Raw genomic sequence first — 26,319 nt, 5'->3', positions numbered from 1 at the left:
TACAACTGACGTGACTGGCACCATCGAACTGCCGGAAGGCGTAGAGATGGTAATGCCGGGCGACAACATCAAAATGGTTGTTACCCTGATCCACCCGATCGCGATGGACGACGGTCTGCGTTTCGCAATCCGTGAAGGCGGCCGTACCGTTGGCGCGGGCGTTGTAGCTAAAGTTCTGGGCTAATTCGTTAGCTTTGAATAAAAAAGGGCGCTTCGGCGCCCTTTTTGCTGTCCGTCGTTCAGCGAAAAAGGCGGTTATGCTGGCGATTCATAACGTGCGCTGCGGCGGATAATGAGTAAATGGTCTATTGTAATCATAACTATTCTCATTTAATATTTGTGCATAAATTGAACGGGAGTTTATATGTACGTTTGTTTGTGCAATGGCATCAGCGATAAAAAAATTCGCCAGGTTGTCCGCCAGTTTCAACCGCAATCTTTTCAGCAATTACGTAAGTTTGTTCCCGTTGGAAATCAATGCGGTAAGTGTGTTCGCGCGGCGCGGGAAGTTATGGAAGATGAATTAACCACCATGCCGGAATTCAAAGAAATCGCCTGAAGTCCACGCTTCTCTTTTGACATCCCTATAGGCCGGACTACGCTTCAATGAGTGGAAGCGGAGGGACTATATAATGAAAGGTGATGTCAAAATCATAAGTTATCTCAATAAATTATTGGGAAATGAGCTGGTCGCAATTAATCAGTACTTTCTCCATGCGAGAATGTTCAAAAACTGGGGCCTGATGCGCCTCAACGATATCGAGTACCACGAATCCATCGACGAAATGAAGCATGCCGATAAATACATCGAGCGTATTCTTTTTCTCGAAGGTATCCCTAATCTGCAGGATCTCGGCAAACTTGGCATCGGTGAAGATGTAGAAGAGATGCTGCAGTCCGATTTAAGACTGGAGCTGGAAGGGGCGCAAAATCTGCGCGAGGCGATCGCCTATGCCGACAGCGTCCATGACTACGTCAGCCGCGATATGATGATTGAGATCCTGGCGGATGAAGAAGGCCATATTGACTGGCTGGAAACCGAACTCGATCTGATCGGCAAAATCGGCCTGCAAAATTACCTGCAGTCGCAGATCAAAGTGTCAGACTAGCCAGCGTCTGACACCCACAGCAGAAACCCGCGGCCGTCAGAAATGGCCCAAACGGCAGCGGGTTGTTCCCCCTCCATTTACTGCTCCCGCCGTACCTGGCGTGCAAACCTGATACTGCCCACACCGTGCCAGCGAGCAGCGATGCTACCAGTAGCAGCTGCGGCAACAATTGCCAGCCATGCCAGGCGCCTAGGGCGGCGAGATATTTGATATCCCCATACCCCAACCCCTCATAGCCGCGGATCCCGCGATATAGCCAGTAAAGCGCAGCCAAACACAGATAGCCGCCTATCGCTCCCCAGACGGCATCATGAAGGTGGTGCGGCGCCAGACAGAGATAAAAAAGTAAACCACTCCACAGCAGGGGACAGGTGTAACGGTCGGGCAGCAGGCCGTGACGCAGGTCCTGGTGGCATAAGGCTAAGGTCAATCCGCTATAACACAGCAAGAAGGGGAGGGCGGCGAGCATGGTTAACCCCGTAATCGTCAAAGAACATCGCCTCACTATGCTTATTGACCCCCGTTTGGTGCAAAAAGGACTTTCCAGGAATGGATGGCGCCATCCGCGTTAATTTGCCGTGTTTTCGGCACGTACAATTCTCTAGCGCGAAGGCGCGCAAATCCTGGTGATGATTTTCTAAACAGCACTTGCGTAGCGCCAGAATTTGCGTATAATGCGCGGGCCTGTCAAAGTTGACGGCCGGTTCAATATGAACCCTGGTAATCGCAGTTGGGTTATCAAACAATGTCCCCAATCGGGGGACTATGTAAGAACGGTTACACTCTCCCATCAATCGTAATGGGTATGAGGAGTAATCATTTCGTCTATAAAATAATTGGAGCTCTGGTCTCATGCAGAACCAAAGAATCCGTATCCGCCTGAAAGCGTTTGATCATCGTCTGATCGATCAATCAACCGCGGAAATCGTCGAGACTGCTAAGCGCACTGGTGCGCAAGTCCGTGGTCCGATCCCGCTGCCGACCCGCAAAGAGCGCTTTACCGTTCTGATCTCCCCGCACGTCAACAAAGACGCGCGTGACCAGTACGAAATTCGCACTCACAAGCGTCTGGTTGACATCGTTGAGCCAACTGAAAAAACCGTTGATGCTCTGATGCGTCTGGATCTGGCTGCCGGTGTAGACGTGCAGATCAGCCTGGGTTAATCAGGTCATCGAGCGATTGAGAGGTTGAAACAATGATTGGTTTAGTCGGTAAAAAAGTGGGCATGACCCGCATCTTCACTGAAGATGGCGTTTCTATCCCAGTAACCGTAATCGAAGTTGAAGCAAACCGTGTTACTCAGGTTAAAGACCTGGCTAACGATGGCTACCGCGCAATCCAGGTTACCACCGGTGCTAAAAAAGCTAACCGTGTAACCAAGCCGGAAGCGGGTCACTTCGCTAAAGCTGGCGTTGAAGCTGGCCGTGGTCTGTGGGAATTCCGTCTGGCTGACGGCGAAGAATTCACCGTAGGTCAGAACATTAGCGTTGAACTGTTTGCTGACGTTAAAAAAGTTGACGTAACCGGTACCTCTAAAGGTAAAGGTTTTGCTGGTACCGTTAAGCGCTGGAACTTCCGTACCCAGGACGCTACTCACGGTAACTCCTTGTCTCACCGCGTTCCGGGTTCTATCGGTCAGAACCAGACTCCGGGCAAAGTGTTCAAAGGCAAGAAAATGGCAGGTCAGCTGGGTAATGAGCGTGTAACCGTTCAGAGCCTGGACGTAGTACGTGTTGACGCTGAGCGCAACCTGCTGCTGGTTAAAGGTGCTGTCCCGGGTGCGACCGGTAGCGACCTGATCGTTAAACCAGCTGTGAAGGCGTGAGGAGATAGCAATGGAATTAGTATTGAAAGACGCGCAGAGCGCGCTGACTGTTTCCGAAACTACCTTCGGTCGTGATTTCAACGAAGCGCTGGTTCACCAGGTTGTTGTTGCTTATGCAGCTGGTGCGCGTCAGGGCACTCGTGCTCAGAAGACTCGTGCTGAAATCACTGGCTCCGGTAAAAAACCGTGGCGCCAGAAAGGTACCGGCCGTGCGCGTTCTGGTTCTATCAAGAGCCCGATCTGGCGTTCCGGTGGCGTGACCTTTGCTGCTCGTCCGCAGGACCACAGTCAAAAAGTTAACAAGAAGATGTACCGCGGCGCGCTGAAAAGCATCCTGTCCGAACTGGTACGTCAGGATCGTCTGATCGTTGTCGAGAAGTTCTCTGTTGAAGCGCCGAAAACTAAGCTGCTGGCACAGAAACTGAAAGACATGGCTCTGGAAGATGTGCTGATCATCACCGGTGAGCTGGACGAGAACCTGTTCCTGGCCGCACGTAACCTGCACAAGGTTGACGTACGTGATGCGAACGGTATCGACCCGGTTAGCCTGATCGCCTTCGACAAAGTCGTAATGACTGCTGATGCTGTTAAGCAAGTTGAGGAGATGCTGGCATGATTCGTGAAGAACGTCTGCTGAAGGTGCTGCGCGCACCGCACGTTTCTGAAAAAGCGTCTACTGCGATGGAAAAAACAAACACCATCGTTCTCAAAGTTGCTAAAGACGCGACCAAAGCAGAAATCAAAGCTGCTGTGCAGAAACTGTTTGAAGTCGAAGTCGAAGTCGTTAACACCCTGGTTGTTAAAGGGAAAGTTAAACGTCACGGACAGCGTATCGGTCGTCGTAGCGACTGGAAAAAAGCTTACGTCACCCTGAAAGAAGGCCAGAATCTGGACTTCGTTGGCGGCGCTGAGTAAGTCGGAGGAGTAATACAATGGCAGTTGTTAAATGTAAACCGACATCTCCGGGTCGTCGCCACGTCGTTAAAGTGGTTAACCCAGAGCTGCACAAGGGCAAACCTTTTGCTCCGTTGCTGGAAAAAAACAGCAAATCCGGTGGTCGTAACAACAATGGCCGTATCACCACCCGTCATATCGGTGGTGGCCACAAGCAGGCTTACCGTATTGTTGACTTCAAACGCAACAAAGATGGTATCCCGGCAGTTGTTGAACGTCTTGAGTACGATCCGAACCGCTCCGCGAACATCGCGCTGGTTCTGTACAAAGACGGCGAGCGCCGTTACATCCTGGCCCCGAAAGGCCTGAAAGCTGGCGACCAGATTCAGTCTGGCGTTGATGCTGCAATCAAAGCAGGCAACACCCTGCCGATGCGCAATATCCCGGTTGGTTCTACCGTTCATAACGTAGAAATGAAACCAGGTAAAGGCGGTCAGCTGGCTCGTTCCGCTGGTACTTACGTTCAGATCGTTGCTCGCGACGGTGCTTATGTCACCCTGCGTCTGCGTTCTGGTGAAATGCGTAAAGTCGAAGCAGACTGCCGCGCTACTCTGGGCGAAGTTGGCAATGCTGAGCATATGCTGCGCGTTCTGGGTAAAGCAGGTGCTGCACGCTGGCGTGGTGTTCGTCCTACCGTTCGCGGTACTGCGATGAACCCAGTAGACCACCCACATGGTGGTGGTGAAGGTCGTAACTTTGGTAAGCACCCGGTATCCCCGTGGGGCCTGCAGACCAAAGGTAAGAAGACCCGCAGCAACAAGCGTACTGATAAATTCATCGTACGTCGCCGTAGCAAATAATTTTAGAGGATAAGCCATGCCACGTTCTCTCAAGAAAGGTCCTTTTATTGACCTGCACTTGCTGAAGAAGGTAGAGAAAGCGGTGGAAAGCGGAGACAAGAAGCCCCTGCGCACTTGGTCCCGTCGTTCAACGATCTTTCCTAACATGATCGGTTTGACCATCGCTGTCCATAATGGTCGTCAGCACGTTCCAGTATTTGTTTCCGACGAAATGGTCGGTCACAAACTGGGTGAATTCGCACCGACTCGTACTTATCGCGGCCACGCTGCTGATAAAAAAGCGAAGAAGAAATAAGGTAGGAGGAAGAGATGGAAACTTTAGCTCAACATCGCCATGCTCGTTCTTCTGCTCAGAAGGTTCGCCTTGTAGCTGACCTGATTCGCGGTAAGAAAGTGTCGCAGGCCCTGGATATTCTGACCTACACCAACAAAAAAGCTGCTGTACTGGTCAAGAAGGTACTGGAATCTGCCATTGCTAACGCTGAACACAACGATGGCGCTGACATTGATGATCTGAAAGTTGCGAAAATTTTCGTAGACGAAGGCCCGAGCATGAAGCGCATTATGCCGCGTGCTAAAGGTCGTGCAGATCGCATCCTGAAGCGCACCAGCCACATCACTGTGGTTGTGTCCGATCGCTGAGACTCTGGAGACTAGCAATGGGTCAGAAAGTACATCCTAATGGTATTCGCCTGGGTATTGTCAAACCATGGAACTCTACCTGGTTCGCGAACACCAAAGAATTCGCTGACAACCTGGACAGCGATTTTAAAGTACGTCAGTTCCTGACTAAAGAACTGGCTAAAGCGTCTGTATCTCGCATCGTTATCGAGCGTCCGGCTAAGAGCATCCGTGTGACCATTCACACCGCTCGCCCGGGTATCGTTATCGGTAAGAAAGGCGAAGACGTAGAAAAACTGCGCAAGGTCGTAGCGGATATCGCTGGCGTACCTGCACAGATCAATATCGCCGAAGTTCGTAAACCTGAACTGGACGCAAAACTGGTTGCTGACAGCATCACTTCTCAGCTGGAACGTCGCGTTATGTTCCGTCGTGCGATGAAGCGTGCTGTACAGAACGCAATGCGTCTGGGCGCTAAAGGTATCAAAGTTGAAGTTAGCGGCCGTCTGGGCGGCGCGGAAATCGCACGTACCGAATGGTACCGTGAAGGTCGCGTACCGCTGCACACTCTGCGTGCTGACATCGACTACAACACCTCTGAAGCGCACACCACTTACGGTGTAATCGGCGTTAAGGTATGGATCTTCAAAGGTGAGATCCTGGGTGGTATGGCTGCTGTTGAACAACCGGAACCGGCTGCTCAACCTAAAAAGCAGCAGCGTAAAGGCCGTAAATAAGGAGCGTCGCTGATGTTACAACCAAAGCGTACAAAATTCCGTAAAGTGCACAAAGGCCGCAACCGTGGTCTGGCGCAGGGTACGGATGTTAGCTTCGGCACTTTCGGTCTGAAAGCTGTTGGCCGTGGTCGTCTGACTGCACGTCAGATCGAAGCAGCACGTCGTGCTATGACCCGTGCAGTTAAGCGTCAAGGTAAGATCTGGATCCGTGTATTCCCGGACAAACCGATCACCGAGAAGCCGCTGGAAGTTCGTATGGGTAAAGGTAAAGGTAACGTGGAGTACTGGGTTGCCTTGATTCAGCCGGGTAAAGTCCTGTATGAAATGGACGGTGTACCGGAAGAGCTGGCCCGTGAAGCATTCGGCCTGGCAGCAGCGAAACTGCCGATCAAAACCACCTTTGTAACTAAGACGGTGATGTAATGAAAGCAAAAGAGCTGCGTGAAAAAAGCGTTGAAGAGCTGAACGCTGAGCTGCTGAACCTGCTGCGTGAGCAGTTCAACCTGCGCATGCAGGCTGCAAGTGGCCAGCTGCAACAGACTCATCTGCTGAAGCAAGTGCGTCGTGATGTTGCACGCGTTAAGACTTTACTGACTCAGAAGGCGGGTGCGTAATGACCGATAAAATCCGTACTCTGCAAGGTCGCGTAGTTAGCGACAAAATGGAGAAATCCATTGTTGTTGCTATCGAACGTATGGTGAAACACCCGGTTTACGGCAAATTCATCAAACGTACGACCAAACTGCACGTACATGACGAGAACAACGAATGCGGTATCGGCGACAAGGTTGAAATCCGCGAATGCCGTCCGCTGTCCAAGACTAAGTCCTGGACGCTGGTTCGCGTTGTAGAGAAAGCGGTTCTGTAATAGAGTACGCATTCTCGATACGGATAAACGGCTCAGCGATGAGCCGTTTATTTTTTCTACCCATATCTGGTTTGTGGTGTTATAATGCCGCGCCCTCGATATGGGGCTTTTTAACGACCCTAATTTTCGGGTCTCAGTAGTAGTTGACATTAGCGGAGCACTAAAATGATCCAAGAACAGACTATGCTGAACGTCGCCGACAACTCCGGTGCACGTCGCGTAATGTGTATCAAGGTTCTGGGTGGCTCGCACCGTCGCTACGCAGGCGTAGGCGACATCATCAAGATCACCATCAAAGAAGCAATTCCGCGTGGTAAGGTCAAAAAAGGTGATGTGCTGAAGGCGGTAGTGGTGCGCACCAAGAAGGGTGTTCGTCGCCCGGACGGTTCTGTCATTCGCTTCGATGGTAATGCATGCGTTATTCTGAACAATAACAGCGAGCAGCCTATCGGTACGCGTATTTTTGGGCCGGTAACTCGTGAACTTCGTACCGAGAAGTTCATGAAAATTATCTCTCTGGCACCAGAAGTACTCTAAGGAGCGAATCATGGCAGCGAAAATCCGTCGTGATGACGAAGTTATCGTGTTAACCGGTAAAGATAAAGGTAAGCGCGGTAAAGTTAAGAATGTCCTGTCTTCCGGCAAGGTCATTGTTGAAGGTATCAACCTGGTTAAGAAACACCAGAAGCCGGTTCCGGCTCTGAACCAACCAGGCGGCATCGTTGAAAAAGAAGCTGCAATTCAGGTTTCTAACGTTGCAATCTTCAATGCGGCAACCGGCAAGGCTGACCGTGTAGGCTTTAGATTCGAAGACGGCAAAAAAGTCCGTTTCTTCAAGTCTAACAGCGAAACTATCAAGTAATTTGGAGTAGTACGATGGCGAAACTGCATGATTACTACAAAGACGAAGTAGTTAAGAAACTCATGACTGAGTTTAACTACAATTCTGTCATGCAAGTCCCTCGGGTCGAGAAGATCACCCTGAACATGGGTGTTGGTGAAGCGATCGCTGACAAGAAACTGCTGGATAACGCAGCAGCTGACCTGGCAGCAATCTCCGGTCAAAAACCGCTGATCACCAAAGCACGCAAATCAGTTGCAGGCTTCAAAATCCGTCAGGGCTATCCGATCGGCTGTAAAGTAACTCTGCGTGGCGAACGCATGTGGGAGTTCTTTGAGCGCCTGATCACTATTGCTGTACCGCGTATTCGTGACTTCCGCGGCCTGTCCGCTAAGTCTTTCGACGGTCGTGGCAACTACAGCATGGGTGTCCGTGAGCAGATCATCTTCCCAGAAATCGACTACGATAAAGTCGACCGCGTTCGTGGTTTGGATATTACCATTACCACTACTGCGAAATCTGACGAAGAAGGCCGTGCTCTGCTGGCTGCCTTTGACTTCCCGTTCCGCAAGTAAGGTAGGGTTACTTAATGGCTAAGCAATCAATGAAAGCACGCGAAGTAAAGCGCGTGGCTTTAGCTGATAAATTCTTCGCTAAACGCGCTGAACTGAAAGCTATCATCTCTGATGTGAACGCAACCGACGAAGATCGTTGGAATGCCGTTCTCAAGCTGCAGACTCTGCCGCGTGATTCCAGCCCGTCTCGTCAGCGTAACCGCTGCCGTCAAACAGGTCGTCCGCATGGTTTCCTGCGGAAGTTCGGGTTGAGCCGTATTAAGGTCCGTGAAGCCGCTATGCGCGGTGAAATCCCGGGTCTGAAAAAGGCTAGCTGGTAATTGTCACCAATTGAATCACGGGAGTAAAGACAGATGAGCATGCAAGATCCGATCGCGGATATGCTGACCCGTATCCGTAACGGTCAGGCCGCGAACAAAGCTGCGGTCACCATGCCTTCCTCCAAGCTGAAAGTGGCAATCGCCAACGTGCTGAAGGAAGAAGGTTTTATCGAAGATTTTAAAGTTGAAGGCGACACCAAGCCGGAACTGGAACTGACTCTTAAGTATTTCCAGGGTAAAGCTGTTGTAGAAAGCATTCAGCGTGTCAGCCGCCCAGGTCTGCGCATCTATAAGAAAAAAGATGAGCTGCCGAAAGTTATGGCCGGTCTGGGTATCGCAGTTGTTTCTACCTCTAAAGGTGTTATGACTGATCGTGCAGCGCGCCAGGCTGGTCTTGGTGGCGAAATTATCTGCTACGTAGCCTAATCGGAGGAAAAAATGTCTCGTGTTGCTAAAGCACCGGTCGTTGTTCCTGCCGGCGTTGATGTAAAAATCAACGGTCAGGTTATTACGATCAAAGGTAAAAACGGCGAGCTGACTCGTACTCTCAACGATGCTGTTGAAGTTAAACATGCAGATAATGCACTGACCTTCGGTCCGCGTGATGGTTACGCAGACGGTTGGGCTCAGGCTGGTACCGCGCGTGCCCTGCTGAACTCAATGGTTATCGGTGTTACCGAAGGCTTCACTAAGAAGCTGCAGCTGGTTGGTGTAGGTTATCGTGCAGCGGTCAAAGGGAATGTAGTAAACCTGGCTTTAGGTTTCTCTCACCCGGTTGATCATCAGCTGCCTGCGGGTATCACTGCAGAATGTCCGACTCAGACTGAAATCGTGCTGAAAGGCGCTGATAAGCAGGTGATCGGCCAGGTTGCAGCAGATCTGCGCGCCTACCGTCGTCCTGAGCCTTACAAAGGCAAGGGTGTTCGTTACGCCGACGAAGTCGTGCGTACCAAAGAGGCTAAGAAGAAGTAAGGTAACACTATGGATAAGAAATCTGCTCGTATCCGTCGTGCGACCCGCGCACGCCGCAAGCTCCAGGAGCTGGGCGCAACTCGCCTGGTGGTACATCGTACCCCGCGTCACATTTACGCACAGGTAATTGCACCGAATGGTTCTGAAGTTCTGGTAGCTGCTTCTACTGTAGAAAAAGCTATCGCTGAACAACTGAAGTACACCGGTAACAAAGACGCTGCTGCAGCTGTGGGTAAAGCTGTCGCTGAACGCGCTCTGGAAAAAGGCATCAAAGATGTTTCCTTTGACCGTTCCGGGTTCCAATATCATGGTCGTGTCCAGGCACTGGCAGATGCTGCCCGTGAAGCTGGCCTTCAGTTCTAAGGTAGAGGTGTAAGATGGCTCACATCGAAAAACAAGCTGGCGAACTGCAGGAAAAGCTGATCGCGGTAAACCGCGTATCTAAAACCGTTAAAGGTGGTCGTATTTTCTCCTTCACAGCTCTGACTGTAGTAGGCGATGGTAACGGTCGCGTTGGTTTTGGTTACGGTAAAGCGCGTGAAGTTCCAGCAGCGATCCAGAAAGCGATGGAAAAAGCCCGTCGCAATATGATTAACGTCGCGCTGAACCACGGCACCCTGCAGCACCCGGTTAAGGGTACTCACACGGGTTCTCGTGTATTCATGCAGCCGGCTTCCGAAGGTACCGGTATCATCGCCGGTGGTGCAATGCGCGCCGTTCTGGAAGTCGCTGGGGTTCGTAACGTTCTGGCTAAAGCGTATGGTTCCACCAACCCGATTAACGTGGTTCGTGCAACTATCGACGGTCTGGAAAACATGAAGTCCCCGGATATGGTCGCTGCCAAGCGTGGTAAATCCGTTGAAGAAATTCTGGGGAAATAAACCATGGCAAAGACTATTAAAATTACTCAAACCCGCAGTGCAATCGGTCGTCTGCCGAAACACAAGGCAACGCTGCTTGGCCTGGGTCTGCGTCGTATTGGTCACACCGTAGAGCGCGAGGATACTCCTGCTGTTCGTGGTATGGTCAACGCGGTTTCCTTCATGGTTAAAGTTGAGGAGTAAGAGATGCGTTTAAATACTCTGTCTCCGGCCGAAGGCTCCAAAAAGGCGGGTAAACGCCTGGGTCGTGGTATCGGTTCTGGCCTCGGTAAAACCGGTGGTCGTGGTCACAAAGGTCAGAAATCTCGTTCTGGCGGTGGCGTACGTCGCGGTTTCGAGGGTGGTCAGATGCCTCTGTACCGTCGTCTGCCGAAATTCGGCTTCACTTCTCGTAAAGCGATGATCACCGCAGAGATCCGTCTCTCCGATCTGGCTCACGTAGAAGGCGATGTAGTAGACCTGAACGCGCTGAAAGCGGCTAACATTATCGGTGTCCAGATCGAGTTCGCGAAAGTGATCCTGTCTGGTGAGGTAACTCGTCCGGTAACTGTTCGTGGCCTGCGTGTGACTAAAGGTGCTCGTGCTGCTATCGAAGCTGCTGGCGGTAAAATTGAGGAATAAGTAGCAGATGGCTAAACAACCGGGATTAGATTTTCAAAGTGCCAAAGGTGGCCTTGGCGAACTGAAACGCAGACTTCTGTTTGTGGTTGGTGCGCTGATAGTGTTCCGTATTGGCTCTTTTATTCCGATCCCTGGTATTGATGCCGCTGTACTTGCCAAACTGCTTGAGCAACAGCGAGGCACCATCATTGAAATGTTCAACATGTTCTCTGGTGGTGCTCTCAGCCGTGCTTCTATCTTTGCACTGGGGATTATGCCGTACATTTCGGCATCTATCATCGTGCAGCTGCTGACGGTGGTTTATCAACCGCTGGCAGAACTGAAGAAAGAAGGGGAGTCTGGTCGTCGTAAGATCAGCCAGTACACCCGCTACGGTACTCTGGTGCTGGCGATATTCCAGTCGATCGGTATTGCTACCGGTCTGCCGAATATGCCTGGTATGCAGGGCCTGGTGATTAATCCAGGCTTTGCATTCTATTTCACCGCTGTTGTCAGTCTGGTCACAGGGACTATGTTCCTGATGTGGCTCGGCGAACAGATCACTGAACGCGGTATCGGTAACGGTATCTCGATCATTATCTTCGCCGGTATCGTTGCGGGACTCCCGCCGGCCATCGCCCATACTATCGAGCAAGCGCGTCAAGGCGACCTGCACTTCCTCCTGTTGCTGTTGGTTGCAGTATTAGTATTTGCAGTGACCTTCTTTGTTGTATTCGTTGAACGTGGTCAACGCCGCATTGTGGTAAACTACGCGAAACGTCAACAGGGTCGTCGTGTCTATGCTGCACAGAGCACACATTTACCGCTGAAAGTGAATATGGCGGGGGTAATCCCGGCAATCTTCGCTTCCAGTATTATACTGTTCCCGGCAACCATCACGTCATGGTTCGGGGGTGGTACTGGTTGGAACTGGCTGACAACAATTTCGCTGTATTTGCAGCCTGGGCAACCGCTTTATGTGTTACTCTATGCGTCTGCAATCATCTTCTTCTGTTTCTTCTACACGGCGTTGGTTTTCAACCCGCGTGAAACAGCAGATAACCTGAAGAAGTCCGGTGCATTTGTACCAGGAATTCGTCCGGGAGAGCAAACGGCGAAGTATATCGATAAAGTGATGACTCGCCTGACTCTGGTTGGTGCGTTGTACATTACTTTTATCTGCCTGATCCCGGAGTTCATGCGTGACGCGATGAAAGTGCCGTTCTACTTCGGTGGGACCTCGCTGCTTATCGTTGTTGTCGTGATTATGGACTTTATGGCTCAAGTGCAAACTCTGATGATGTCCAGTCAGTATGAGTCTGCATTGAAGAAGGCGAACCTGAAAGGCTACGGCCGCTAAAACTGGTCGCCCGAGAAGTTACGGAGAGTAAAAATGAAAGTTCGTGCTTCCGTCAAGAAATTATGCCGTAACTGCAAAATCGTTAAGCGTGATGGCGTCATCCGTGTGATTTGCAGTGCCGAGCCGAAGCATAAACAGCGCCAAGGCTGATTTTTTCGCATATTTTTCTTGCAAAGTTGGATTGAGCTGGCTAGATTAGCCAGCCAATCTTTTGTATGTCTGTACGTTTCCATTTGAGTATCCTGAAAACGGGCTTTTCAGCATGGTGCGTACATATTAAATAGTAGGAGTGCATAGTGGCCCGTATAGCAGGCATTAACATTCCTGATCACAAACATACCGTAATCGCTTTAACCGCTATTTTCGGTATCGGCAAAACCCGTTCTAAAGCCATCTGCGCTGAAACGGGCATCGCTGAAAATGTTAAGATCAGTGAGCTGTCTGAAGAACAAATTGATATTCTGCGTGAAGCAGTAGGTAAATTTGTCGTTGAAGGTGATCTGCGCCGTGAAATCACCCTGAGCATCAAGCGTCTGATGGACCTTGGTTGCTACCGTGGTTTGCGTCATCGTCGTGGTCTCCCGGTTCGCGGTCAGCGTACCAAGACCAACGCACGTACCCGTAAGGGTCCGCGTAAACCGATCAAGAAATAATCGGGGTGATTGAATAATGGCAAAGGCACCAATTCGTGCACGTAAGCGTGTAAGAAAACAAGTCTCTGACGGCGTGGCTCATATCCATGCTTCTTTTAACAACACCATCGTTACCATTACTGATCGTCAGGGTAACGCACTGGGTTGGGCAACAGCCGGTGGTTCCGGTTTCCGTGGTTCTCGCAAATCCACTCCGTTCGCAGCTCAGGTTGCAGCAGAGCGTTGCGCAGAAGCCGTAAAAGAATACGGCATCAAGAATCTGGAAGTTATGGTCAAAGGTCCGGGTCCGGGTCGCGAATCTACCATTCGTGCACTGAACGCCGCTGGTTTCCGCATCACTAATATTACTGATGTGACTCCGATCCCTCATAACGGTTGTCGTCCGCCGAAAAAACGTCGCGTATAACGCTGCGTTTTCCAGGTTAGTTGGAGAAAGAAAATGGCAAGATATTTGGGTCCTAAGCTCAAGCTGAGCCGTCGTGAGGGCACCGACTTATTCCTTAAGTCTGGCGTTCGCGCGATCGATACCAAGTGTAAAATTGAACAAGCTCCTGGCCAGCACGGTGCGCGTAAGCCGCGTCTGTCTGACTATGGTGTGCAGTTGCGTGAAAAGCAAAAAGTTCGCCGTATGTACGGTGTGCTGGAGCGTCAGTTCCGTAACTACTATAAAGAAGCAGCACGTCTGAAAGGCAACACCGGTGAAAACCTGTTGGCTCTGCTGGAAGGTCGTCTGGACAACGTTGTATACCGTATGGGCTTCGGCGCCACTCGTGCTGAAGCACGCCAGCTGGTTAGCCACAAAGCGATTATGGTAAACGGTCGTGTTGTTAACATCGCTTCTTATCAGGTTAAAGCGAATGACGTTGTCAGCATTCGTGAGAAAGCGAAAAAGCAATCTCGCGTGAAAGCCGCTCTGGAGCTGGCTGAGCAGCGTGAAAAGCCAACCTGGCTGGAAGTTGATGCTGGCAAGATGGAAGGTACGTTCAAGCGTCAGCCGGAGCGTTCTGATCTGTCTGCGGACATTAACGAACACCTGATCGTCGAGCTTTACTCCAAGTAAAGCTTAGTACCAAAGAGAGGACACAATGCAGGGTTCTGTGACAGAGTTTCTAAAACCGCGCCTGGTCGATATCGAGCAAGTGAGTTCGACGCACGCCAAGGTGACCCTTGAGCCTTTAGAGCGTGGCTTCGGCCATACTCTGGGTAACGCACTGCGCCGTATTCTGCTCTCATCGATGCCGGGTTGCGCGGTGACCGAGGTTGAGATTGATGGTGTACTGCACGAGTACAGCACCAAAGAAGGCGTTCAGGAAGACATCCTTGAAATCCTGCTCAACCTGAAAGGGCTGGCGGTGAGAGTTCAGGGTAAAGATGAAGTCATCCTTACTTTGAATAAATCTGGCATTGGCCCTGTGACCGCAGCCGACATTACCCACGACGGTGATGTCGAAATCGTCAAGCCGCAGCACGTGATTTGCCACCTGACTGATGAGAACGCTGCTATCAGCATGCGTATCAAAGTTCAGCGCGGTCGCGGTTATGTGCCGGCTTCTGCCCGAATTCATTCGGAAGAAGATGAGCGCCCAATCGGCCGTCTGCTGGTCGACGCCTGCTACAGCCCTGTAGAGCGTATTGCCTACAATGTTGAAGCTGCGCGTGTAGAACAGCGTACCGACCTGGACAAGCTGGTCATCGAAATGGAAACCAACGGCACAATCGATCCTGAAGAGGCGATTCGTCGTGCGGCAACCATCCTGGCTGAACAACTGGAAGCTTTTGTTGACTTACGTGATGTACGTCAGCCAGAAGTGAAAGAAGAGAAACCAGAATTCGATCCGATCCTGCTGCGCCCTGTTGACGATCTGGAATTGACTGTCCGCTCTGCTAACTGCCTCAAGGCAGAAGCTATCCACTATATCGGTGATCTGGTACAGCGTACCGAGGTTGAGTTGCTGAAAACGCCGAACCTGGGTAAAAAATCTCTTACTGAGATTAAAGACGTGCTGGCTTCCCGTGGACTGTCTCTGGGCATGCGCCTGGAAAACTGGCCACCAGCAAGCATTGCTGACGAGTAACCGGATCACAGGTTAAGGTTTTACTGAGAAGGATAAGGTCATGCGCCATCGTAAGAGTGGTCGTCAACTGAACCGCAACAGCAGCCATCGCCAGGCTATGTTCCGTAACATGGCAGGTTCGCTGGTTCGTCATGAAATCATCAAGACGACCCTGCCGAAAGCGAAAGAACTGCGTCGCGTAGTTGAGCCGCTGATTACTCTTGCCAAGACTGATAGCGTTGCTAATCGTCGTCTGGCATTCGCCCGCACTCGTGATAACGAGATCGTGGCAAAACTGTTTAACGAGCTGGGCCCGCGTTTCGCGAGCCGCGCCGGTGGTTACACTCGCATTCTGAAGTGTGGCTTCCGTGCAGGCGACAACGCGCCGATGGCATACATCGAGCTGGTTGATCGTGCTGAGCCGAAAGCAGAAGCTGCTGCAGAGTAATCTGTAGTAACGTAAAAAAACCCGCCCCGGCGGGTTTTTTTATATCTACCTCATCCCCACTTCACTACAATATCTGTACTCTTTTTGTTCATCCCCCGGAGCCGTAGAATGTGGTTACTGGATCAGTGGGCAGAACGCCATATCCTCGATGCCCAAACCAAAGGCGAGTTCGATAATTTAACCGGTAGCGGCGTACCGCTAACTCTCGATGACGATTCGCATGTACCGGCCGAGCTGCGGGCAGGCTATCGCCTTCTGAAGAATGCAGGGTGTCTTCCCCCGGAGCTGGAGCAGCGCAGAGAGGCGGTGGCTCTGGCAGACTTGCTTAAGGGTGTGCGTCAGGACGACCCGCGGCATGGCGAACTCAGCAAGCGCCTTGCTCTGCTCGAGCTTAAGCTGCGTCAGGCAGGACTGAACACCGACTTTTTACGCGGTGAGTACGCCGATGCGTTGCTGCATAAAATCAATCAGGAGTGAATATGTATCGTATTGGTGAGCTGGCAAAACTGGCTGATGTGACGCCAGATACCATCCGTTATTATGAAAAACAGCAAATGATGGATCATGACGTGCGCACTGAGGGGGGATTTCGTCTTTACTCGGATAACGATCTTCAGCGTCTGCGCTTTATTCGCTATGCCCGTCAGCTGGGCTTTACTCTGGAAGCGATCCGCGAATTATTGTCGATCCGTATCGATCCGGAACATCACACCTGTCAGGAGTCGAAAGGGATCGTTCAGGCGCGATTAAGCGAAGTTGAGGCGAGGATCAACGAGCTACAAACGATGCGTCACTCTCTGCAACGGCTCAACGACGCCTGCTGCGGCACAGCTCACAGCAGCGTTTACTGTTCGATCCTCGAGGCCCTTGAGCAAGGCGCCAGTAACGGCAATGCCAGCCGTTGATTTTTTGTGCGCGCGGATCTACACTCGCGCGGAATTCACACATGTACTGGAGTTACTATGAGTCGCTATCAGCATACCAAAGGGCAAATTAAAGATAACGCCATTGGGGCACTTCTCCACGATCCATTATTCAGGCAGCGTGTAGAGAAGAACAAGAAAGGGAAGGGAAGCTATCAACGTAAAGATAAACATGCAGCAAGGATGGACCGGGAGGCCAGTGGCAAGCAAGCGAATCGCTTTTTTACCACTGGTCTTCTGCTTTCGCTGCTGATTAAGAACGCTTGTTTTGTTCTTTCAACAGATCGCGAATTTCGCTCAGCAGGACTTCTTCTTTAGAGGGCGCTGGCGGTGCCGCCGGAGCCTCTTCTTTCTTGCGATTTAACTTATTCATCAGTTTAATCGCCATGAAAATGGCAAATGCGACGATGATGAAATCGAAAACGTTCTGAATAAACACCCCATAGTGCATCACCACTGCCGGTACATCACCCTGGGCATCGCGCAGCGTGACGGCAAACTGTTTAAAATCGATCCCGCCAATCAACAGGCCGAGCGGCGGCATAATAATATCCGCGACCAGCGACGAAACAATTTTACCGAATGCTGCACCGATGATCACACCCACTGCCAAATCGACAACGTTCCCGCGCATCGCGAATTCGCGAAACTCTTTTAAAAAACTCATTTTATTCTCCTTGAGCCAGCTGACGTTGTAAGTTTAACAAATGTATTTTCATTTGCCATTCCCCGTAGAGCGTTACAGGAAAATATTAACCTTTGAATAATAAGGGATAATAAAAGGCGCCTGTTCGACGCCCTGGGAATTAGAGGAAGAAAGGACTTGGCTGGAACAGCCTTTCTACATCGGAAATAAACTTTTTATCAGTCAAAAACATGATCACATGATCGCCCTGCTCGATGCGCAGATTATTATTGGCGATCATCACGTCATTCCCGCGCACGACGGCGCCAATGATCGTGCCTGGCGGAAGCTTGATCTCATCGATCGATCGCCCGACCACCCGCGAGGTACTCTCATCGCCGTGTGCCACTGCTTCGATCGCTTCCGCAACGCCGCGGCGCAGGGAGGAGACGCCGACAATATCGGCTTTACGAACATGGCTGAGGAGGGCGGAAATCGTGGCCTGCTGAGGCGATATCGCGATATCGATGACGCTACCCTGAACCAGATCCACATAGGCTCTACGCTGGATCAGCACCATCACTTTTTTGGCCCCCATTCGCTTGGCCAGCATCGCAGACATGATGTTTGCTTCGTCATCGTTAGTGACGGCAATAAACAGGTCCACCTGGTCAATATGCTCTTCGGCCAGCAGCTCCTGATCCGATGCATCACCGTAGAAGACGATAGTATGCTGCAGTTTTTCTGCCAGCTCAGCGGCTCGCTGCTGATTGCGCTCGATAAGCTTAACGCTGTAGTCTTTTTCCAGCTTATGGGCCAGGCCCGCGCCAATATTGCCGCCGCCGACCAACATGATGCGTTTATAAGGCTTCTCCAGACGCTGGAGTTCGCTCATGACCGCCCTAATATGCTGCGAGGCGGCAATAAAGAAGACTTCATCGCCGGCCTCGACAATCGTCGAACCCTGTGGGCGAATGGGGCGATCGTGGCGGAAAATAGCGGCCACGCGCGTATCGATATGCGGCATATGCTCACGCATGGTGGACAATGCATTACCCACCAGCGGACCACCGTAATAGGCTTTCACCACGGCGAGGCTGACTTTCCCTTCCGCGAAGTTCACGACCTGCAGCGCGCCGGGATATTCTATCAGGCGGTGAATATTGTCGATGACCAGCTGTTCCGGAGCGATTAAGTGATCGATGGGCACTGCTTCAGAATTGAAGAGCTTTTCCGCATCGCGGACGTAATCAGGCGCACGAATACGAGCAATACGGTTTGGCGTATTGAATAACGAATAGGCGACCTGGCAGGCCACCATGTTGGTTTCATCCGAACTGGTGACCGCCACCAGCATATCGGCATCATCGGCTCCTGCCTCGCGCAGTACGCGGGGGTGAGAACCGTGCCCCTGGACGACACGCAGGTCGAACTTATCCTGCAGGCTGCGCAGACGGTCGCCATTGGTATCAACCAGCGTAATATCATTGTTCTCGCCGACGAGGTTCTCCGCCAGCGTGCCGCCGACCTGGCCGGCGCCCAGAATAATAATCTTCATCTGCAGTGATCCATTAGTTGCGACGTTTGATTAGCTTAGCGTAAAAGAAGCCATCGCCTTCTTCCGCACCCGGCAGATTTTGCTGTCCCGGGCTTGCCGGCGTACCGGTTGCGTCAAGCTCCGCATCCGGGGTCCGCGCGAGGAAGGTGGCAATTTGCTGGCTATTCTCTTCCGGCAGAATAGAACAGGTAGCGTAAACCAACGTGCCGCCTGGTTTCAGATGCCCCCAGATGGCATTGAGGATCTCGGCCTGTAGCTGGGCTAAATCGGCGATATCCCGATCCCGGCGCAGCCATTTGATATCCGGATGGCGGCGAATAACACCGGTGGCGGAACAGGGGGCATCCAGCAGAATACGATCGAACTGCTCGCTGCCACACCACTGCTCAGGGAAGCGACCATCGCCCTGTTTGACTTCGGCTTTCATGCCCAGCCGTTTCAGGTTGTCATAGACGCGGGAAAGACGCTGTTCATCAATGTCCACCGCCATGACCTCAGCCTGGGGAGCGACCTCCAGAATATGCGTCGTCTTGCCGCCCGGCGCAGCGCAGAGATCAAGAATGCGCTCGCCGTTTTCCGGCTGCAGATAGCGCATGCAGCCCTGGGCCGAGGCATCCTGAACGGTTACCCATCCTTCGGCAAAACCCGGCAACGTATGGACCGGGGCAGGGGTGGCCAGACGCACGGCGTCGGGATAGTCAGGGTGGGTGAAACCTTCTAAACCGGCCTCTTTAAGCAGAGCAAGCCATTCATCTCGGGAATGATGGTTGCGGTTAACGCGCAGCCACATCGGCGGGCGCTGGTTGTTAGCGTCGACAATCTCCTGCCAGTGTTGCGGCCAGGCCTGCTGCAGACGCTTCAGCAGCCATTTGGGATGAAGGTAGCGGTTTTCCTGCCCGGCGAATTCTGCCAGTAGCTCTTCCTGTTGGCGCTGAAACTGGCGTAACACCCCATTGATCAGCCCTTTAAGCTGCGGGCGCTTAATCGCCACCGCGCCTTCTACCGTTTCAGCCAGCGCGGCGTGTGGAGGGATGCGGGTGTAGAGTAACTGATAGAGCCCAACCATAATCAGAAAGTGCACGGTGCGCTGTTTGCCGGTCATCGGACGCGCCATCAGCTTGCTGATAAGCCACTCCAGCTGGCTGAGCGTACGCAGTACGCCAAAACACAGCTCCTGCAGCAGCGCTTTGTCTTTATCGCTGACTTTTTGCTGTAGAGGGGGCAGGACGTTGCTTAAAGACTGACCTTTTTCAACGACTTGCTCGATAGCCTGGGCGGCCAGGCTGCGTAAATTTATATTCTTTTTCATAAGCGCAAAAATAAAAATGCCCGGCGAACCCGGGCTTCAGAAGAGACGACCGTCAGGCGAGACGGGTGCCAGGCGTAAACCACTCCCGGCGGGAATTGAGTAAATCCTGGGCGCTCATCGCTTTTTTACCCGCAGGCTGTAGCGATTCCAGGCTGAGGATCCCATCGCCTGTGGCGACCTGGATACCCTGTTTGGTTGCTGCCACGATAGTACCTGGTTCGGCATGTGCGGCTTCGGCAATGACCGATGCCCGCCACACTTTTAGCGGCTGCCCGTCAATTTCCAGCCAGCTCATTGGCCACGGATTAAAGGCGCGGATGCAGCGCTCCAGCTGTGCGGCGGAAAGCGACCAGTCGATGCGAGCTTCTTCTTTACTCAGCTTCTCGGCGTGGCACACCAGCGATTCATCCTGTACTTCAGGCTGCGCGGTGCCGTTGGCCAGCTGGGCTAAAGTTGCCAGCAGACCTTGAGGGCCGAGCTCGGCCAGCTTATCGTACAGGCTGCCGCTGGTATCCTCTGCGGTAATGGGGCAGGAAAGCTTATACAGCATATCACCCGTATCAAGGCCGACGTCCATCTGCATGATGGTTACGCCTGTTTCGCTATCCCCCGCCCACAGCGAACGCTGGATCGGCGCTGCGCCACGCCAGCGCGGCAGCAGGGAGCCGTGAACGTTGATGCAGCCCAGACGGGGCATCTCCAGCACCGCTTTCGGCAGAATCAAACCGTACGCCACCACCACCATAATATCGGCGCCGAGATCGGCGACTAATTGTTGGTTGTCCTGCGGGCGCAGGGAGGATGGCTGGAATACAGGTAAGTTATGGGCTTCAGCCAGCACCTTTACCGGGCTCGGCATCAATTTTTTGCCGCGGCCAGCAGGGCGGTCTGGCTGAGTGAATACGCCAACAACCTGATGTTCAGACGACAACAGCGCGTCAAGATGACGCGCTGCAAAATCGGGGGTGCCGGCGAAAATGATACGTAGTGATTGTGACACGGTATTCCTTGTTATCAGGCACGGGAACGTAAACGATCCAGTTTCTCAACCTTCTGACGAATGCGCTGTTGTTTGAGCGGTGACAGATAATCAATAAACAGTTTGCCGACCAGATGATCCATCTCATGCTGAATACAGATAGCCAGCAGGCCATCGGCCTCCAGTTCAAATGGCTTACCGTCGCGATCCAGCGCGCGGATCTTCACTTTTTCCGCACGCGGCACCAGGGCGCGCTGTTCCGGAATAGACAGGCAGCCTTCTTCGATGCCGGTTTCGCCATCTTTTTCCAGCAGCTCCGGGTTGATTAACACCAGCTGCTCTTCACGATTTTCCGACACATCAATAACGATAATGCGCTGATGGATATCGACCTGGGTCGCGGCCAGACCAATGCCCTCCTCAGCGTACATGGTGTCGAACATATCATCGACGATACGCTGAATTTCCGCATTCACTTCTTTGACCGGCTCGGCGACTTTGCGAAGGCGCTCGTCCGGAATATGTAACACTTGCAAAACTGCCATAAAGTTCCAGAGTCGTATTCAGGAGTTGATAAGATTATTAGCTCTATTCTAGACAAAACACCCTGCAATTGACAGTCTCACTGTCCAATCGCAAAGATTGTCAATACCGCTTATGGCAGGGGGTAAGGATGACGCCTGACGAGATTTGGCTGCGGCTGATGAAGGTCAGTAGCTTGTATGGCGACAGGATGGTAGAGATCGCTCAGCGCTTATGCGCAGCCGCCAGCGTTGATCATGAAGCGCTGCATGCCGTCGGGATGACCGCGGCGCAGGCAACGTTATTTTTCCGGCTTGACGAGCATGAGCTTGACGAGACGCGGCGCTGGCTGGAACAACCGGATCATCATCTGTTACGGGGTGACGATCCGCGCTATCCATTGCGGTTAAAGGCTATCGCTGATTACCCCGGCGCGTTGCTGGTCAGCGGCGATCCCGCTCTGCTTCACAGCGCGCAGCTTGCCGTTATTGGCAGTCGCTTGCATTCCTGGTATGGCGCTCGCTGGGGGAAGCTGTTCAGCGAAACGTTGGCGCGTAAAGGGATGACTATCACCAGTGGGTTGGCGTTAGGCATTGATGGCGTCGCGCATCGCGGCGCGCTCGCGGCCGAGGGCAAAACCATCGCGGTACTGGGCAACGGACTGGGCCAGGTTTATCCGCGGCGCCATGCGAGCCTCGCCCAGCAGATCGTCGATAATGGCGGTGCGCTGGTGTCTGAATTTCCACTTATAACGCCGCCGCATCCCGCGCATTTCCCCAGGCGCAACCGGATTATCAGCGGCCTGAGCCTGGGCGTGCTGGTGGTTGAGGCGGCATTGAGAAGCGGTTCGCTGGTTACCGTCCGCTGCGCTCTGGAACAGGGAAGGGATGTGTTTGCCCTGCCTGGGCCGATAGGCAATCCGGGATCGGAAGGCCCACACTGGTTAATTAAGCAAGGCGCGGTGCCGGTGACCTCGCCAGAGGATATTGTGGAATACTGGCACAACGAGCTGGCCTGGCTAACTGATACGTCTGATTCGATAAATAATTGCGCCGATCAGCCGTCTGTAGCATTGCCATTTCCGGAGCTCCTGGCTAACGTAGGAGATGAGGTAACACCTGTTGACGTTGTCGCTGAACGTGCCGGCCAATCTGTGCCAGTAACCGTAGCTCAGCTACTTGAACTGGAGTTAGCAGGCTGGATCGCAGCTGTACCCGGCGGCTATGTCCGATTAAGGAGGGCAAGCCATGTTCGACGTACTCATGTATTTGTTTGAAACTTACATCCATAGCGAAGCAGAAATGCGCGTGGATCAGGACAAACTGACGCGGGATCTTACCGACGCAGGTTTTGAGCGGGAAGATATCTATAACGCGTTAATGTGGCTCGAGAAACTGGCTGATTATCAGGAAGGTCTCGTTGAACCCATGCAGCTCGCTTCCGACCCGCTGTCGCTTCGGGTATATACCGAAGAGGAGTGCCAGCGTCTGGACGCCAGTTGCCGGGGGTTTTTACTCTTCCTCGAGCAGATTCAGGTGTTGAACCTCGAAACGCGAGAAATGGTGATAGAGCGCGTACTGGCGCTGGATACGGCAGAATTTGAGCTGGAGGACCTGAAATGGGTCATCCTGATGGTACTGTTCAATATTCCGGGCTGTGAAAACGCCTATCAGCAAATGGAAGAATTACTCTTCGAAGTAAATGAAGGTATGCTGCATTAATCTTTTTGCAGCAACATCGAGTTGTTATGACCAAATCAGCACTGTTTTCGGTGCGTAAAAATGAGCCCTGCCCACAGTGCGGGGCTGAACTGGTGATCCGTTCCGGGAAACATGGCCCGTTTCTCGGCTGTTCGCATTATCCGGACTGTGACTATATCCGTCCCCTGAAAAGTCAGGCAGACGGGCATGTCGTTAAGGTGCTGGAGGGGCAAGCATGCCCATCGTGCGGCGCGGTTATGGTGCTACGTCAGGGGCGTTTTGGGATGTTCATTGGCTGTAGCCGCTATCCGGAATGCGAACATACTGAGCTAATTGATAAACCAGATGAGACGGCTATTGCTTGCCCGCAGTGCGGACAAGGCCATCTGGTCCAGCGTCGTTCCCGTTTCGGTAAAACCTTTCACTCCTGCGATCGCTATCCTGATTGCCAGTTCGTTATCAATTATAAACCGGTGGCGGGCGAATGCCCTGAATGCCATTACCCGCTGTTAATAGAAAAGAAGACGGCGCAGGGGCTCAGATGCTTCTGTGCCAGTAAACAATGTGGAAAGCCGATCCCGGCGGAATAAATCAGTGAACAATAACCTGCCCTCAGAAGCCGTCGCCCATGCCGTGGCGGTCCTGAATAATGAACATGTCATCGCCTATCCCACGGAAGCCGTTTTTGGCGTCGGCTGCGACCCTGACAGCGAAACGGCCGTTATGCGTCTGCTGGAGCTGAAGCAGCGTCCTGTTGAGAAGGGATTGATCCTTATCGCCGCTAGCTTTGAGCAACTCAAGCCATATATTGATGATTCACGGTTAAGTGATTCGCAGCGGGCAGCGATCTTTTCCTGCTGGCCAGGACCGGTGACGTTTGTATTCCCGGCGCGTCCTGAAACACCACGCTGGCTGACTGGTCGTTTTGATTCGCTGGCTGTACGCGTGACCAACCATCCGCTGGTGATTGAATTGTGTGAAGCCTACGGAAAACCGCTGGTCTCGACGAGCGCCAATCTCACCGGGCAACCGCCTTGCCGCACCACCGCAGAGGTCCGTGCTCAGTTTGGTGACAGCTTCCCGGTCGTGGATGGCGCTACGGGCGGACGGCAAAATCCATCTGAAATACGTGATGCCCTGACGGGTGAACTGTTCCGCCAGGGGTGAACCATGGAAACCTATGCTGTTTTTGGTAATCCGATCGCGCACAGCAAGTCGCCTTCTATTCACCAGCTGTTTGCCCGCCAGTTAGGGATTACCCATCCTTATGGACGTGTGCTGGCGCCGCTGGACGATTTTGTCTCTTCTCTCAATCAGTTTTTTGCGCAGGGAGGAAAGGGCGCCAATGTTACCGTTCCTTTTAAAGAAGAAGCCTTTGCGCGCGCGGATGAACTGACAGAACGCGCTGCGCTGGCGGGAGCGGTGAATACCCTGAAACGTCTCGAAGACGGGCGTTTGCTGGGCGACAACACGGACGGTATTGGTCTGCTGAGCGATCTGGAGCGTCTGGGATTCATTAAGCCACGCCAGCGGATCCTGCTTATCGGTGCCGGTGGCGCATCGCGTGGGGTGCTGCTGCCGCTGCTGTCGCTGGGATGTGCCGTCACGATCGTCAATCGCACCTACGCTCGTGCCCATGAGTTAGCCACGCTCTTCGCTCATACCGGCAGCGTCAGCGCAAGGGAGATGGATATCTTATCCGGGGAAACATTCGATCTGATCATCAATGCGACGTCCAGTGGAATAGACGGTGATGTACCGGCTATCCCGGCATCTGTTGTCAACGCTGACGTGTATTGCTATGACATGTTCTACCAGAAAGGGCCGACACCGTTTCTTCACTGGTGCCAGCAGCATGGCGCAACCCACTGTGCTGACGGGCTGGGAATGCTGGTGGCGCAAGCCGCCCATGCCGTTCTGCTATGGCACGGCGTCCTGCCGGCTATCACCCCGGTTATAGAAAGGCTGCAACAGGAACTGAATGCATGAATCAGGCGATTCAGTTTCCCGATCGGGAATCATGGGATGCCGAACGGCAGGGCGTGGTGTTTCCCGCGCTGGTTAATGGGATGCAATTAACCTGCGCAATTTCAGGGCAGATCCTGCAGCAGCGTTTTGGCGCAGAGGGGCCAGCGCAGTGGCTGGCCGCATTCCAGGAACATCGTTGGGATCTTGAGGAAGAGGCAGAGGCATTGATCCGCGATAATCAGGAGGATGCTCAGGGTTGGGTCTGGCTCTCCTGATCCAGATATTCATCTTTCCATTTCACATAGTTATTCGCTGAATACTTAAGGCCTTCCCGCTCCGCCTCTGTCAGGGGGCGGATCTGTTTGACCGGATTGCCAAAGTAAAGGAAGCCGCTTTCCAGCTGTTTGTTCTGCGGTACGAGACTTCCCGCGCCAATCATGACGTCATCGCCAACGACGACACCATCTAATAAGATCGAACCCATACCAACCAGTACGCGGTTGCCGATAGTGCAGCCGTGCAGCATCACTTTGTGGCCAACCGTCACATCCTCTCCAATGATCAGTGGATTTCCCTCAGGCTTGTAAGAGGATTTATGGGTCACGTGTAGAACGCTGCCGTCCTGAATATTGCTGCGTTGACCTATCGATACATAGTTGACGTCGCCGCGAATGGCTACCAGAGGCCAGACGCTGACGTCATCGGCAATTCTGACATCACCGATAACGACGCTGGATGCGTCAATCATGACGCGAAGACCGATTTGCGGGAAAAATGCTTTATAGGGGCGCAGTTGAGCAGACATGTTGACCTCAAAAATAGGGGAGCGTAAGAAGACTTTGGTGGCTTTTATCTCGCTCTGCAACCCCTGAAAACGGTGAAAATTGAGCAAATCGTGCAATTACACGGCGAAAAGGGTGAAAAATCACCATTCAGAAAAAAAGATCGAAAAAAGGCTTGTGCAAAAAAATGGGATCCCTATAATGCGCACCCACTGACACGGCAGATGTGAATCACTTCACACAAACAGCCGGTTCGGTTGAAGAGAAAAATCCTGAAAAACGGGTTGACTCTGAAAGAGGAAAGCGTAATATACGCCACCTCGCGACAGAGCGC

46 protein-coding genes and 1 pseudogene are annotated in these 26,319 nt (G+C 52.5%); 40 read left to right on the top strand and 7 right to left on the bottom strand.

The window, feature by feature from the left end:
• The 3 genes and pseudogenes from tuf to bfr form a co-directional block, all read left to right on the top strand.
• Positions 1–184, top strand: a pseudogene (gene tuf, locus ACLEXF_RS25230) (elongation factor Tu); the annotation flags it as partial.
• 180 nt (positions 185–364) lie between these two features.
• Positions 365–559: a bacterioferritin-associated ferredoxin gene (gene bfd, locus ACLEXF_RS25225; RefSeq protein WP_017900608.1), complete on the top strand. Its 195-nt coding sequence runs from the start codon at positions 365–367 to the stop codon at positions 557–559.
• A 73-nt stretch (positions 560–632) separates the two neighbouring features.
• Positions 633–1,109, top strand: coding sequence for a bacterioferritin (bfr, locus tag ACLEXF_RS25220; protein WP_004206792.1), 477 nt, complete (start codon positions 633–635; stop codon positions 1,107–1,109).
• Here the strand turns inward: bfr and ACLEXF_RS25215 are convergent.
• A complete protein-coding gene (locus ACLEXF_RS25215; RefSeq protein ID WP_048295653.1) occupies positions 1,093–1,578 on the bottom strand; it encodes a prepilin peptidase in 486 nt (161 codons plus the stop codon). The two genes, bfr and ACLEXF_RS25215, sit on opposite strands and share 17 nt — an antisense overlap.
• 383 nt (positions 1,579–1,961) lie before the next feature.
• Between ACLEXF_RS25215 and rpsJ the strand changes: the two genes are divergently transcribed.
• The 31 genes from rpsJ (at position 1,962) to ACLEXF_RS25060 (ending at position 16,860) form a co-directional block, all read left to right on the top strand.
• A complete protein-coding gene (rpsJ, locus tag ACLEXF_RS25210) occupies positions 1,962–2,273 on the top strand; it encodes a 30S ribosomal protein S10 (RefSeq protein WP_001181005.1) in 312 nt (103 codons plus the stop codon).
• A gap of 32 nt (positions 2,274–2,305) precedes the next feature.
• The gene (gene rplC / locus ACLEXF_RS25205; protein ID WP_002919796.1) at positions 2,306–2,935 is read left to right on the top strand and encodes a 50S ribosomal protein L3; all 630 of its coding nucleotides are present in this window, start codon (positions 2,306–2,308) and stop codon (positions 2,933–2,935) included.
• Between the two features lie 10 nt (positions 2,936–2,945).
• A complete protein-coding gene (rplD, locus tag ACLEXF_RS25200) occupies positions 2,946–3,551 on the top strand; it encodes a 50S ribosomal protein L4 (RefSeq protein ID WP_002919794.1) in 606 nt (201 codons plus the stop codon).
• Positions 3,548–3,850: a 50S ribosomal protein L23 gene (gene rplW, locus ACLEXF_RS25195; RefSeq protein WP_000617546.1), complete on the top strand. Its 303-nt coding sequence runs from the start codon at positions 3,548–3,550 to the stop codon at positions 3,848–3,850. Before rplD ends, rplW begins: the two co-directional genes overlap by 4 nt.
• 17 nt (positions 3,851–3,867) lie before the next feature.
• A complete protein-coding gene (gene rplB / locus ACLEXF_RS25190; RefSeq protein ID WP_002919786.1) occupies positions 3,868–4,689 on the top strand; it encodes a 50S ribosomal protein L2 in 822 nt (273 codons plus the stop codon).
• Positions 4,690–4,705: 16 nt separating this feature from the next.
• Positions 4,706–4,984 carry a 30S ribosomal protein S19 gene (gene rpsS / locus ACLEXF_RS25185; protein ID WP_001138115.1) on the top strand — a complete coding sequence of 93 codons (279 nt, stop codon included), beginning with the start codon at positions 4,706–4,708 and terminating at the stop codon, positions 4,982–4,984.
• A gap of 14 nt (positions 4,985–4,998) precedes the next feature.
• Entirely contained in the window at positions 4,999–5,331 is a 333-nt protein-coding gene (gene rplV / locus ACLEXF_RS25180) for a 50S ribosomal protein L22 (RefSeq protein ID WP_002919773.1), read from the top strand.
• Positions 5,332–5,348: 17 nt separating this feature from the next.
• The gene (rpsC, locus tag ACLEXF_RS25175; RefSeq protein WP_002919766.1) at positions 5,349–6,047 is read left to right on the top strand and encodes a 30S ribosomal protein S3; all 699 of its coding nucleotides are present in this window, start codon (positions 5,349–5,351) and stop codon (positions 6,045–6,047) included.
• Between the two features lie 12 nt (positions 6,048–6,059).
• On the top strand, positions 6,060–6,470 hold the full coding sequence (gene rplP, locus ACLEXF_RS25170) for a 50S ribosomal protein L16 (protein ID WP_002919759.1): 411 nt from the start codon (positions 6,060–6,062) through the stop codon (positions 6,468–6,470).
• A complete protein-coding gene (rpmC, locus tag ACLEXF_RS25165) occupies positions 6,470–6,661 on the top strand; it encodes a 50S ribosomal protein L29 (protein WP_002919754.1) in 192 nt (63 codons plus the stop codon). Before rplP ends, rpmC begins: the two co-directional genes overlap by 1 nt.
• On the top strand, positions 6,661–6,915 hold the full coding sequence (rpsQ, locus tag ACLEXF_RS25160) for a 30S ribosomal protein S17 (protein ID WP_002919751.1): 255 nt from the start codon (positions 6,661–6,663) through the stop codon (positions 6,913–6,915). The genes rpmC and rpsQ overlap by 1 nt, the downstream gene beginning before the upstream one ends.
• A 165-nt stretch (positions 6,916–7,080) precedes the next feature.
• The gene (gene rplN, locus ACLEXF_RS25155) at positions 7,081–7,452 is read left to right on the top strand and encodes a 50S ribosomal protein L14 (protein WP_002919748.1); all 372 of its coding nucleotides are present in this window, start codon (positions 7,081–7,083) and stop codon (positions 7,450–7,452) included.
• A 10-nt stretch (positions 7,453–7,462) separates the two neighbouring features.
• Positions 7,463–7,777 carry a 50S ribosomal protein L24 gene (gene rplX, locus ACLEXF_RS25150; protein ID WP_000729185.1) on the top strand — a complete coding sequence of 105 codons (315 nt, stop codon included), beginning with the start codon at positions 7,463–7,465 and terminating at the stop codon, positions 7,775–7,777.
• Positions 7,778–7,791: 14 nt separating this feature from the next.
• The gene (gene rplE, locus ACLEXF_RS25145) at positions 7,792–8,331 is read left to right on the top strand and encodes a 50S ribosomal protein L5 (protein WP_001096200.1); all 540 of its coding nucleotides are present in this window, start codon (positions 7,792–7,794) and stop codon (positions 8,329–8,331) included.
• Positions 8,332–8,345: 14 nt separating this feature from the next.
• Positions 8,346–8,651 carry a 30S ribosomal protein S14 gene (gene rpsN, locus ACLEXF_RS25140; protein WP_002919667.1) on the top strand — a complete coding sequence of 102 codons (306 nt, stop codon included), beginning with the start codon at positions 8,346–8,348 and terminating at the stop codon, positions 8,649–8,651.
• Positions 8,652–8,684: 33 nt separating this feature from the next.
• Complete coding sequence (gene rpsH / locus ACLEXF_RS25135) at positions 8,685–9,077, top strand: 30S ribosomal protein S8 (RefSeq protein ID WP_002919665.1); 393 nt, start codon at positions 8,685–8,687, stop codon at positions 9,075–9,077.
• Positions 9,078–9,089: 12 nt separating this feature from the next.
• Positions 9,090–9,623, top strand: coding sequence for a 50S ribosomal protein L6 (rplF, locus tag ACLEXF_RS25130; protein ID WP_002919662.1), 534 nt, complete (start codon positions 9,090–9,092; stop codon positions 9,621–9,623).
• Between the two features lie 9 nt (positions 9,624–9,632).
• Positions 9,633–9,986: a 50S ribosomal protein L18 gene (rplR, locus tag ACLEXF_RS25125; protein ID WP_000358960.1), complete on the top strand. Its 354-nt coding sequence runs from the start codon at positions 9,633–9,635 to the stop codon at positions 9,984–9,986.
• 14 nt (positions 9,987–10,000) lie between these two features.
• Positions 10,001–10,504 (top strand): 30S ribosomal protein S5, encoded by a 504-nt coding sequence (gene rpsE, locus ACLEXF_RS25120; RefSeq protein WP_002919545.1) that lies wholly within the window; start codon positions 10,001–10,003, stop codon positions 10,502–10,504.
• Positions 10,505–10,507: 3 nt separating this feature from the next.
• Positions 10,508–10,687 carry a 50S ribosomal protein L30 gene (gene rpmD, locus ACLEXF_RS25115; RefSeq protein WP_001140434.1) on the top strand — a complete coding sequence of 60 codons (180 nt, stop codon included), beginning with the start codon at positions 10,508–10,510 and terminating at the stop codon, positions 10,685–10,687.
• Between the two features lie 3 nt (positions 10,688–10,690).
• Positions 10,691–11,125, top strand: a complete 435-nt coding sequence (gene rplO / locus ACLEXF_RS25110; RefSeq protein WP_002919516.1) for a 50S ribosomal protein L15 — start codon at positions 10,691–10,693, stop codon at positions 11,123–11,125.
• Between the two features lie 7 nt (positions 11,126–11,132).
• Positions 11,133–12,464 (top strand): preprotein translocase subunit SecY, encoded by a 1,332-nt coding sequence (gene secY, locus ACLEXF_RS25105; protein WP_002919515.1) that lies wholly within the window; start codon positions 11,133–11,135, stop codon positions 12,462–12,464.
• Positions 12,465–12,497: 33 nt separating this feature from the next.
• Entirely contained in the window at positions 12,498–12,614 is a 117-nt protein-coding gene (gene rpmJ, locus ACLEXF_RS25100; RefSeq protein ID WP_000868187.1) for a 50S ribosomal protein L36, read from the top strand.
• Positions 12,615–12,760: 146 nt separating this feature from the next.
• Entirely contained in the window at positions 12,761–13,117 is a 357-nt protein-coding gene (gene rpsM / locus ACLEXF_RS25095; RefSeq protein ID WP_002919259.1) for a 30S ribosomal protein S13, read from the top strand.
• Between the two features lie 16 nt (positions 13,118–13,133).
• Complete coding sequence (gene rpsK, locus ACLEXF_RS25090; protein ID WP_002919257.1) at positions 13,134–13,523, top strand: 30S ribosomal protein S11; 390 nt, start codon at positions 13,134–13,136, stop codon at positions 13,521–13,523.
• A gap of 33 nt (positions 13,524–13,556) precedes the next feature.
• Entirely contained in the window at positions 13,557–14,177 is a 621-nt protein-coding gene (gene rpsD, locus ACLEXF_RS25085; protein ID WP_002919224.1) for a 30S ribosomal protein S4, read from the top strand.
• Between the two features lie 25 nt (positions 14,178–14,202).
• Positions 14,203–15,192, top strand: coding sequence for a DNA-directed RNA polymerase subunit alpha (locus ACLEXF_RS25080; RefSeq protein ID WP_002919219.1), 990 nt, complete (start codon positions 14,203–14,205; stop codon positions 15,190–15,192).
• A gap of 40 nt (positions 15,193–15,232) precedes the next feature.
• Positions 15,233–15,619, top strand: a complete 387-nt coding sequence (rplQ, locus tag ACLEXF_RS25075; RefSeq protein WP_002919206.1) for a 50S ribosomal protein L17 — start codon at positions 15,233–15,235, stop codon at positions 15,617–15,619.
• Positions 15,620–15,727: 108 nt separating this feature from the next.
• Complete coding sequence (locus tag ACLEXF_RS25070; RefSeq protein ID WP_064188107.1) at positions 15,728–16,096, top strand: DUF1992 domain-containing protein; 369 nt, start codon at positions 15,728–15,730, stop codon at positions 16,094–16,096.
• Between the two features lie 2 nt (positions 16,097–16,098).
• A complete protein-coding gene (gene zntR, locus ACLEXF_RS25065; protein ID WP_048295652.1) occupies positions 16,099–16,524 on the top strand; it encodes a Zn(2+)-responsive transcriptional regulator in 426 nt (141 codons plus the stop codon).
• A gap of 57 nt (positions 16,525–16,581) precedes the next feature.
• The gene (locus tag ACLEXF_RS25060) at positions 16,582–16,860 is read left to right on the top strand and encodes an alternative ribosome-rescue factor A (RefSeq protein WP_074194629.1); all 279 of its coding nucleotides are present in this window, start codon (positions 16,582–16,584) and stop codon (positions 16,858–16,860) included.
• Here the strand turns inward: ACLEXF_RS25060 and mscL are convergent.
• The 5 genes from mscL to def all read right to left on the bottom strand — a co-directional run bounded on the left by mscL (position 16,796) and on the right by def (position 21,558).
• Positions 16,796–17,209 (bottom strand): large-conductance mechanosensitive channel protein MscL, encoded by a 414-nt coding sequence (gene mscL / locus ACLEXF_RS25055; RefSeq protein ID WP_004206799.1) that lies wholly within the window; start codon positions 17,207–17,209, stop codon positions 16,796–16,798. The genes ACLEXF_RS25060 and mscL overlap by 65 nt on opposite strands.
• Before the next feature lie 139 nt (positions 17,210–17,348).
• Positions 17,349–18,725 carry a Trk system potassium transporter TrkA gene (trkA, locus tag ACLEXF_RS25050; RefSeq protein WP_002919153.1) on the bottom strand — a complete coding sequence of 459 codons (1,377 nt, stop codon included), beginning with the start codon at positions 18,723–18,725 and terminating at the stop codon, positions 17,349–17,351.
• A gap of 13 nt (positions 18,726–18,738) precedes the next feature.
• On the bottom strand, positions 18,739–20,034 hold the full coding sequence (gene rsmB / locus ACLEXF_RS25045; protein WP_087832904.1) for a 16S rRNA (cytosine(967)-C(5))-methyltransferase RsmB: 1,296 nt from the start codon (positions 20,032–20,034) through the stop codon (positions 18,739–18,741).
• A gap of 52 nt (positions 20,035–20,086) precedes the next feature.
• Positions 20,087–21,034 carry a methionyl-tRNA formyltransferase gene (gene fmt / locus ACLEXF_RS25040; RefSeq protein WP_017900611.1) on the bottom strand — a complete coding sequence of 316 codons (948 nt, stop codon included), beginning with the start codon at positions 21,032–21,034 and terminating at the stop codon, positions 20,087–20,089.
• Between the two features lie 14 nt (positions 21,035–21,048).
• Positions 21,049–21,558 (bottom strand): peptide deformylase, encoded by a 510-nt coding sequence (gene def, locus ACLEXF_RS25035; protein ID WP_004206802.1) that lies wholly within the window; start codon positions 21,556–21,558, stop codon positions 21,049–21,051.
• A gap of 128 nt (positions 21,559–21,686) precedes the next feature.
• Here def and dprA point away from each other — a divergent pair, with 128 nt between their 5' ends.
• From dprA to ACLEXF_RS25005, 6 genes are read left to right on the top strand one after another with little or no spacing between them, the layout of a single operon-like run.
• Complete coding sequence (gene dprA, locus ACLEXF_RS25030; protein ID WP_423265878.1) at positions 21,687–22,811, top strand: DNA-protecting protein DprA; 1,125 nt, start codon at positions 21,687–21,689, stop codon at positions 22,809–22,811.
• Entirely contained in the window at positions 22,783–23,256 is a 474-nt protein-coding gene (gene smg / locus ACLEXF_RS25025) for a DUF494 family protein Smg (protein WP_002919137.1), read from the top strand. Before dprA ends, smg begins: the two co-directional genes overlap by 29 nt.
• Before the next feature lie 26 nt (positions 23,257–23,282).
• Positions 23,283–23,825, top strand: coding sequence for a DNA topoisomerase family protein (locus ACLEXF_RS25020; RefSeq protein ID WP_004206804.1), 543 nt, complete (start codon positions 23,283–23,285; stop codon positions 23,823–23,825).
• A 4-nt stretch (positions 23,826–23,829) separates the two neighbouring features.
• Positions 23,830–24,402 (top strand): L-threonylcarbamoyladenylate synthase type 1 TsaC, encoded by a 573-nt coding sequence (gene tsaC, locus ACLEXF_RS25015; RefSeq protein WP_004206805.1) that lies wholly within the window; start codon positions 23,830–23,832, stop codon positions 24,400–24,402.
• Positions 24,403–24,405: 3 nt separating this feature from the next.
• The gene (gene aroE, locus ACLEXF_RS25010) at positions 24,406–25,224 is read left to right on the top strand and encodes a shikimate dehydrogenase (RefSeq protein WP_407259573.1); all 819 of its coding nucleotides are present in this window, start codon (positions 24,406–24,408) and stop codon (positions 25,222–25,224) included.
• The gene (locus tag ACLEXF_RS25005) at positions 25,221–25,478 is read left to right on the top strand and encodes a DUF1488 domain-containing protein (protein WP_043523043.1); all 258 of its coding nucleotides are present in this window, start codon (positions 25,221–25,223) and stop codon (positions 25,476–25,478) included. Before aroE ends, ACLEXF_RS25005 begins: the two co-directional genes overlap by 4 nt.
• Here the strand turns inward: ACLEXF_RS25005 and ACLEXF_RS25000 are convergent.
• On the bottom strand, positions 25,454–26,008 hold the full coding sequence (locus ACLEXF_RS25000) for a gamma carbonic anhydrase family protein (protein WP_023319228.1): 555 nt from the start codon (positions 26,006–26,008) through the stop codon (positions 25,454–25,456). The genes ACLEXF_RS25005 and ACLEXF_RS25000 overlap by 25 nt on opposite strands.
• Positions 26,009–26,319 lie beyond the last annotated feature (311 nt).

The sequence above is a fragment of the Klebsiella pneumoniae complex sp. WS1778 genome (genome assembly GCF_049472055.1).
In the GTDB taxonomy this organism is placed as follows: Bacteria; Pseudomonadota; Gammaproteobacteria; order Enterobacterales; family Enterobacteriaceae; genus Klebsiella; species Klebsiella quasipneumoniae.
The sequence above is the reverse complement of the archived record's forward strand: the minus strand, read 5'-3'. Positions and strand labels throughout refer to the sequence as shown.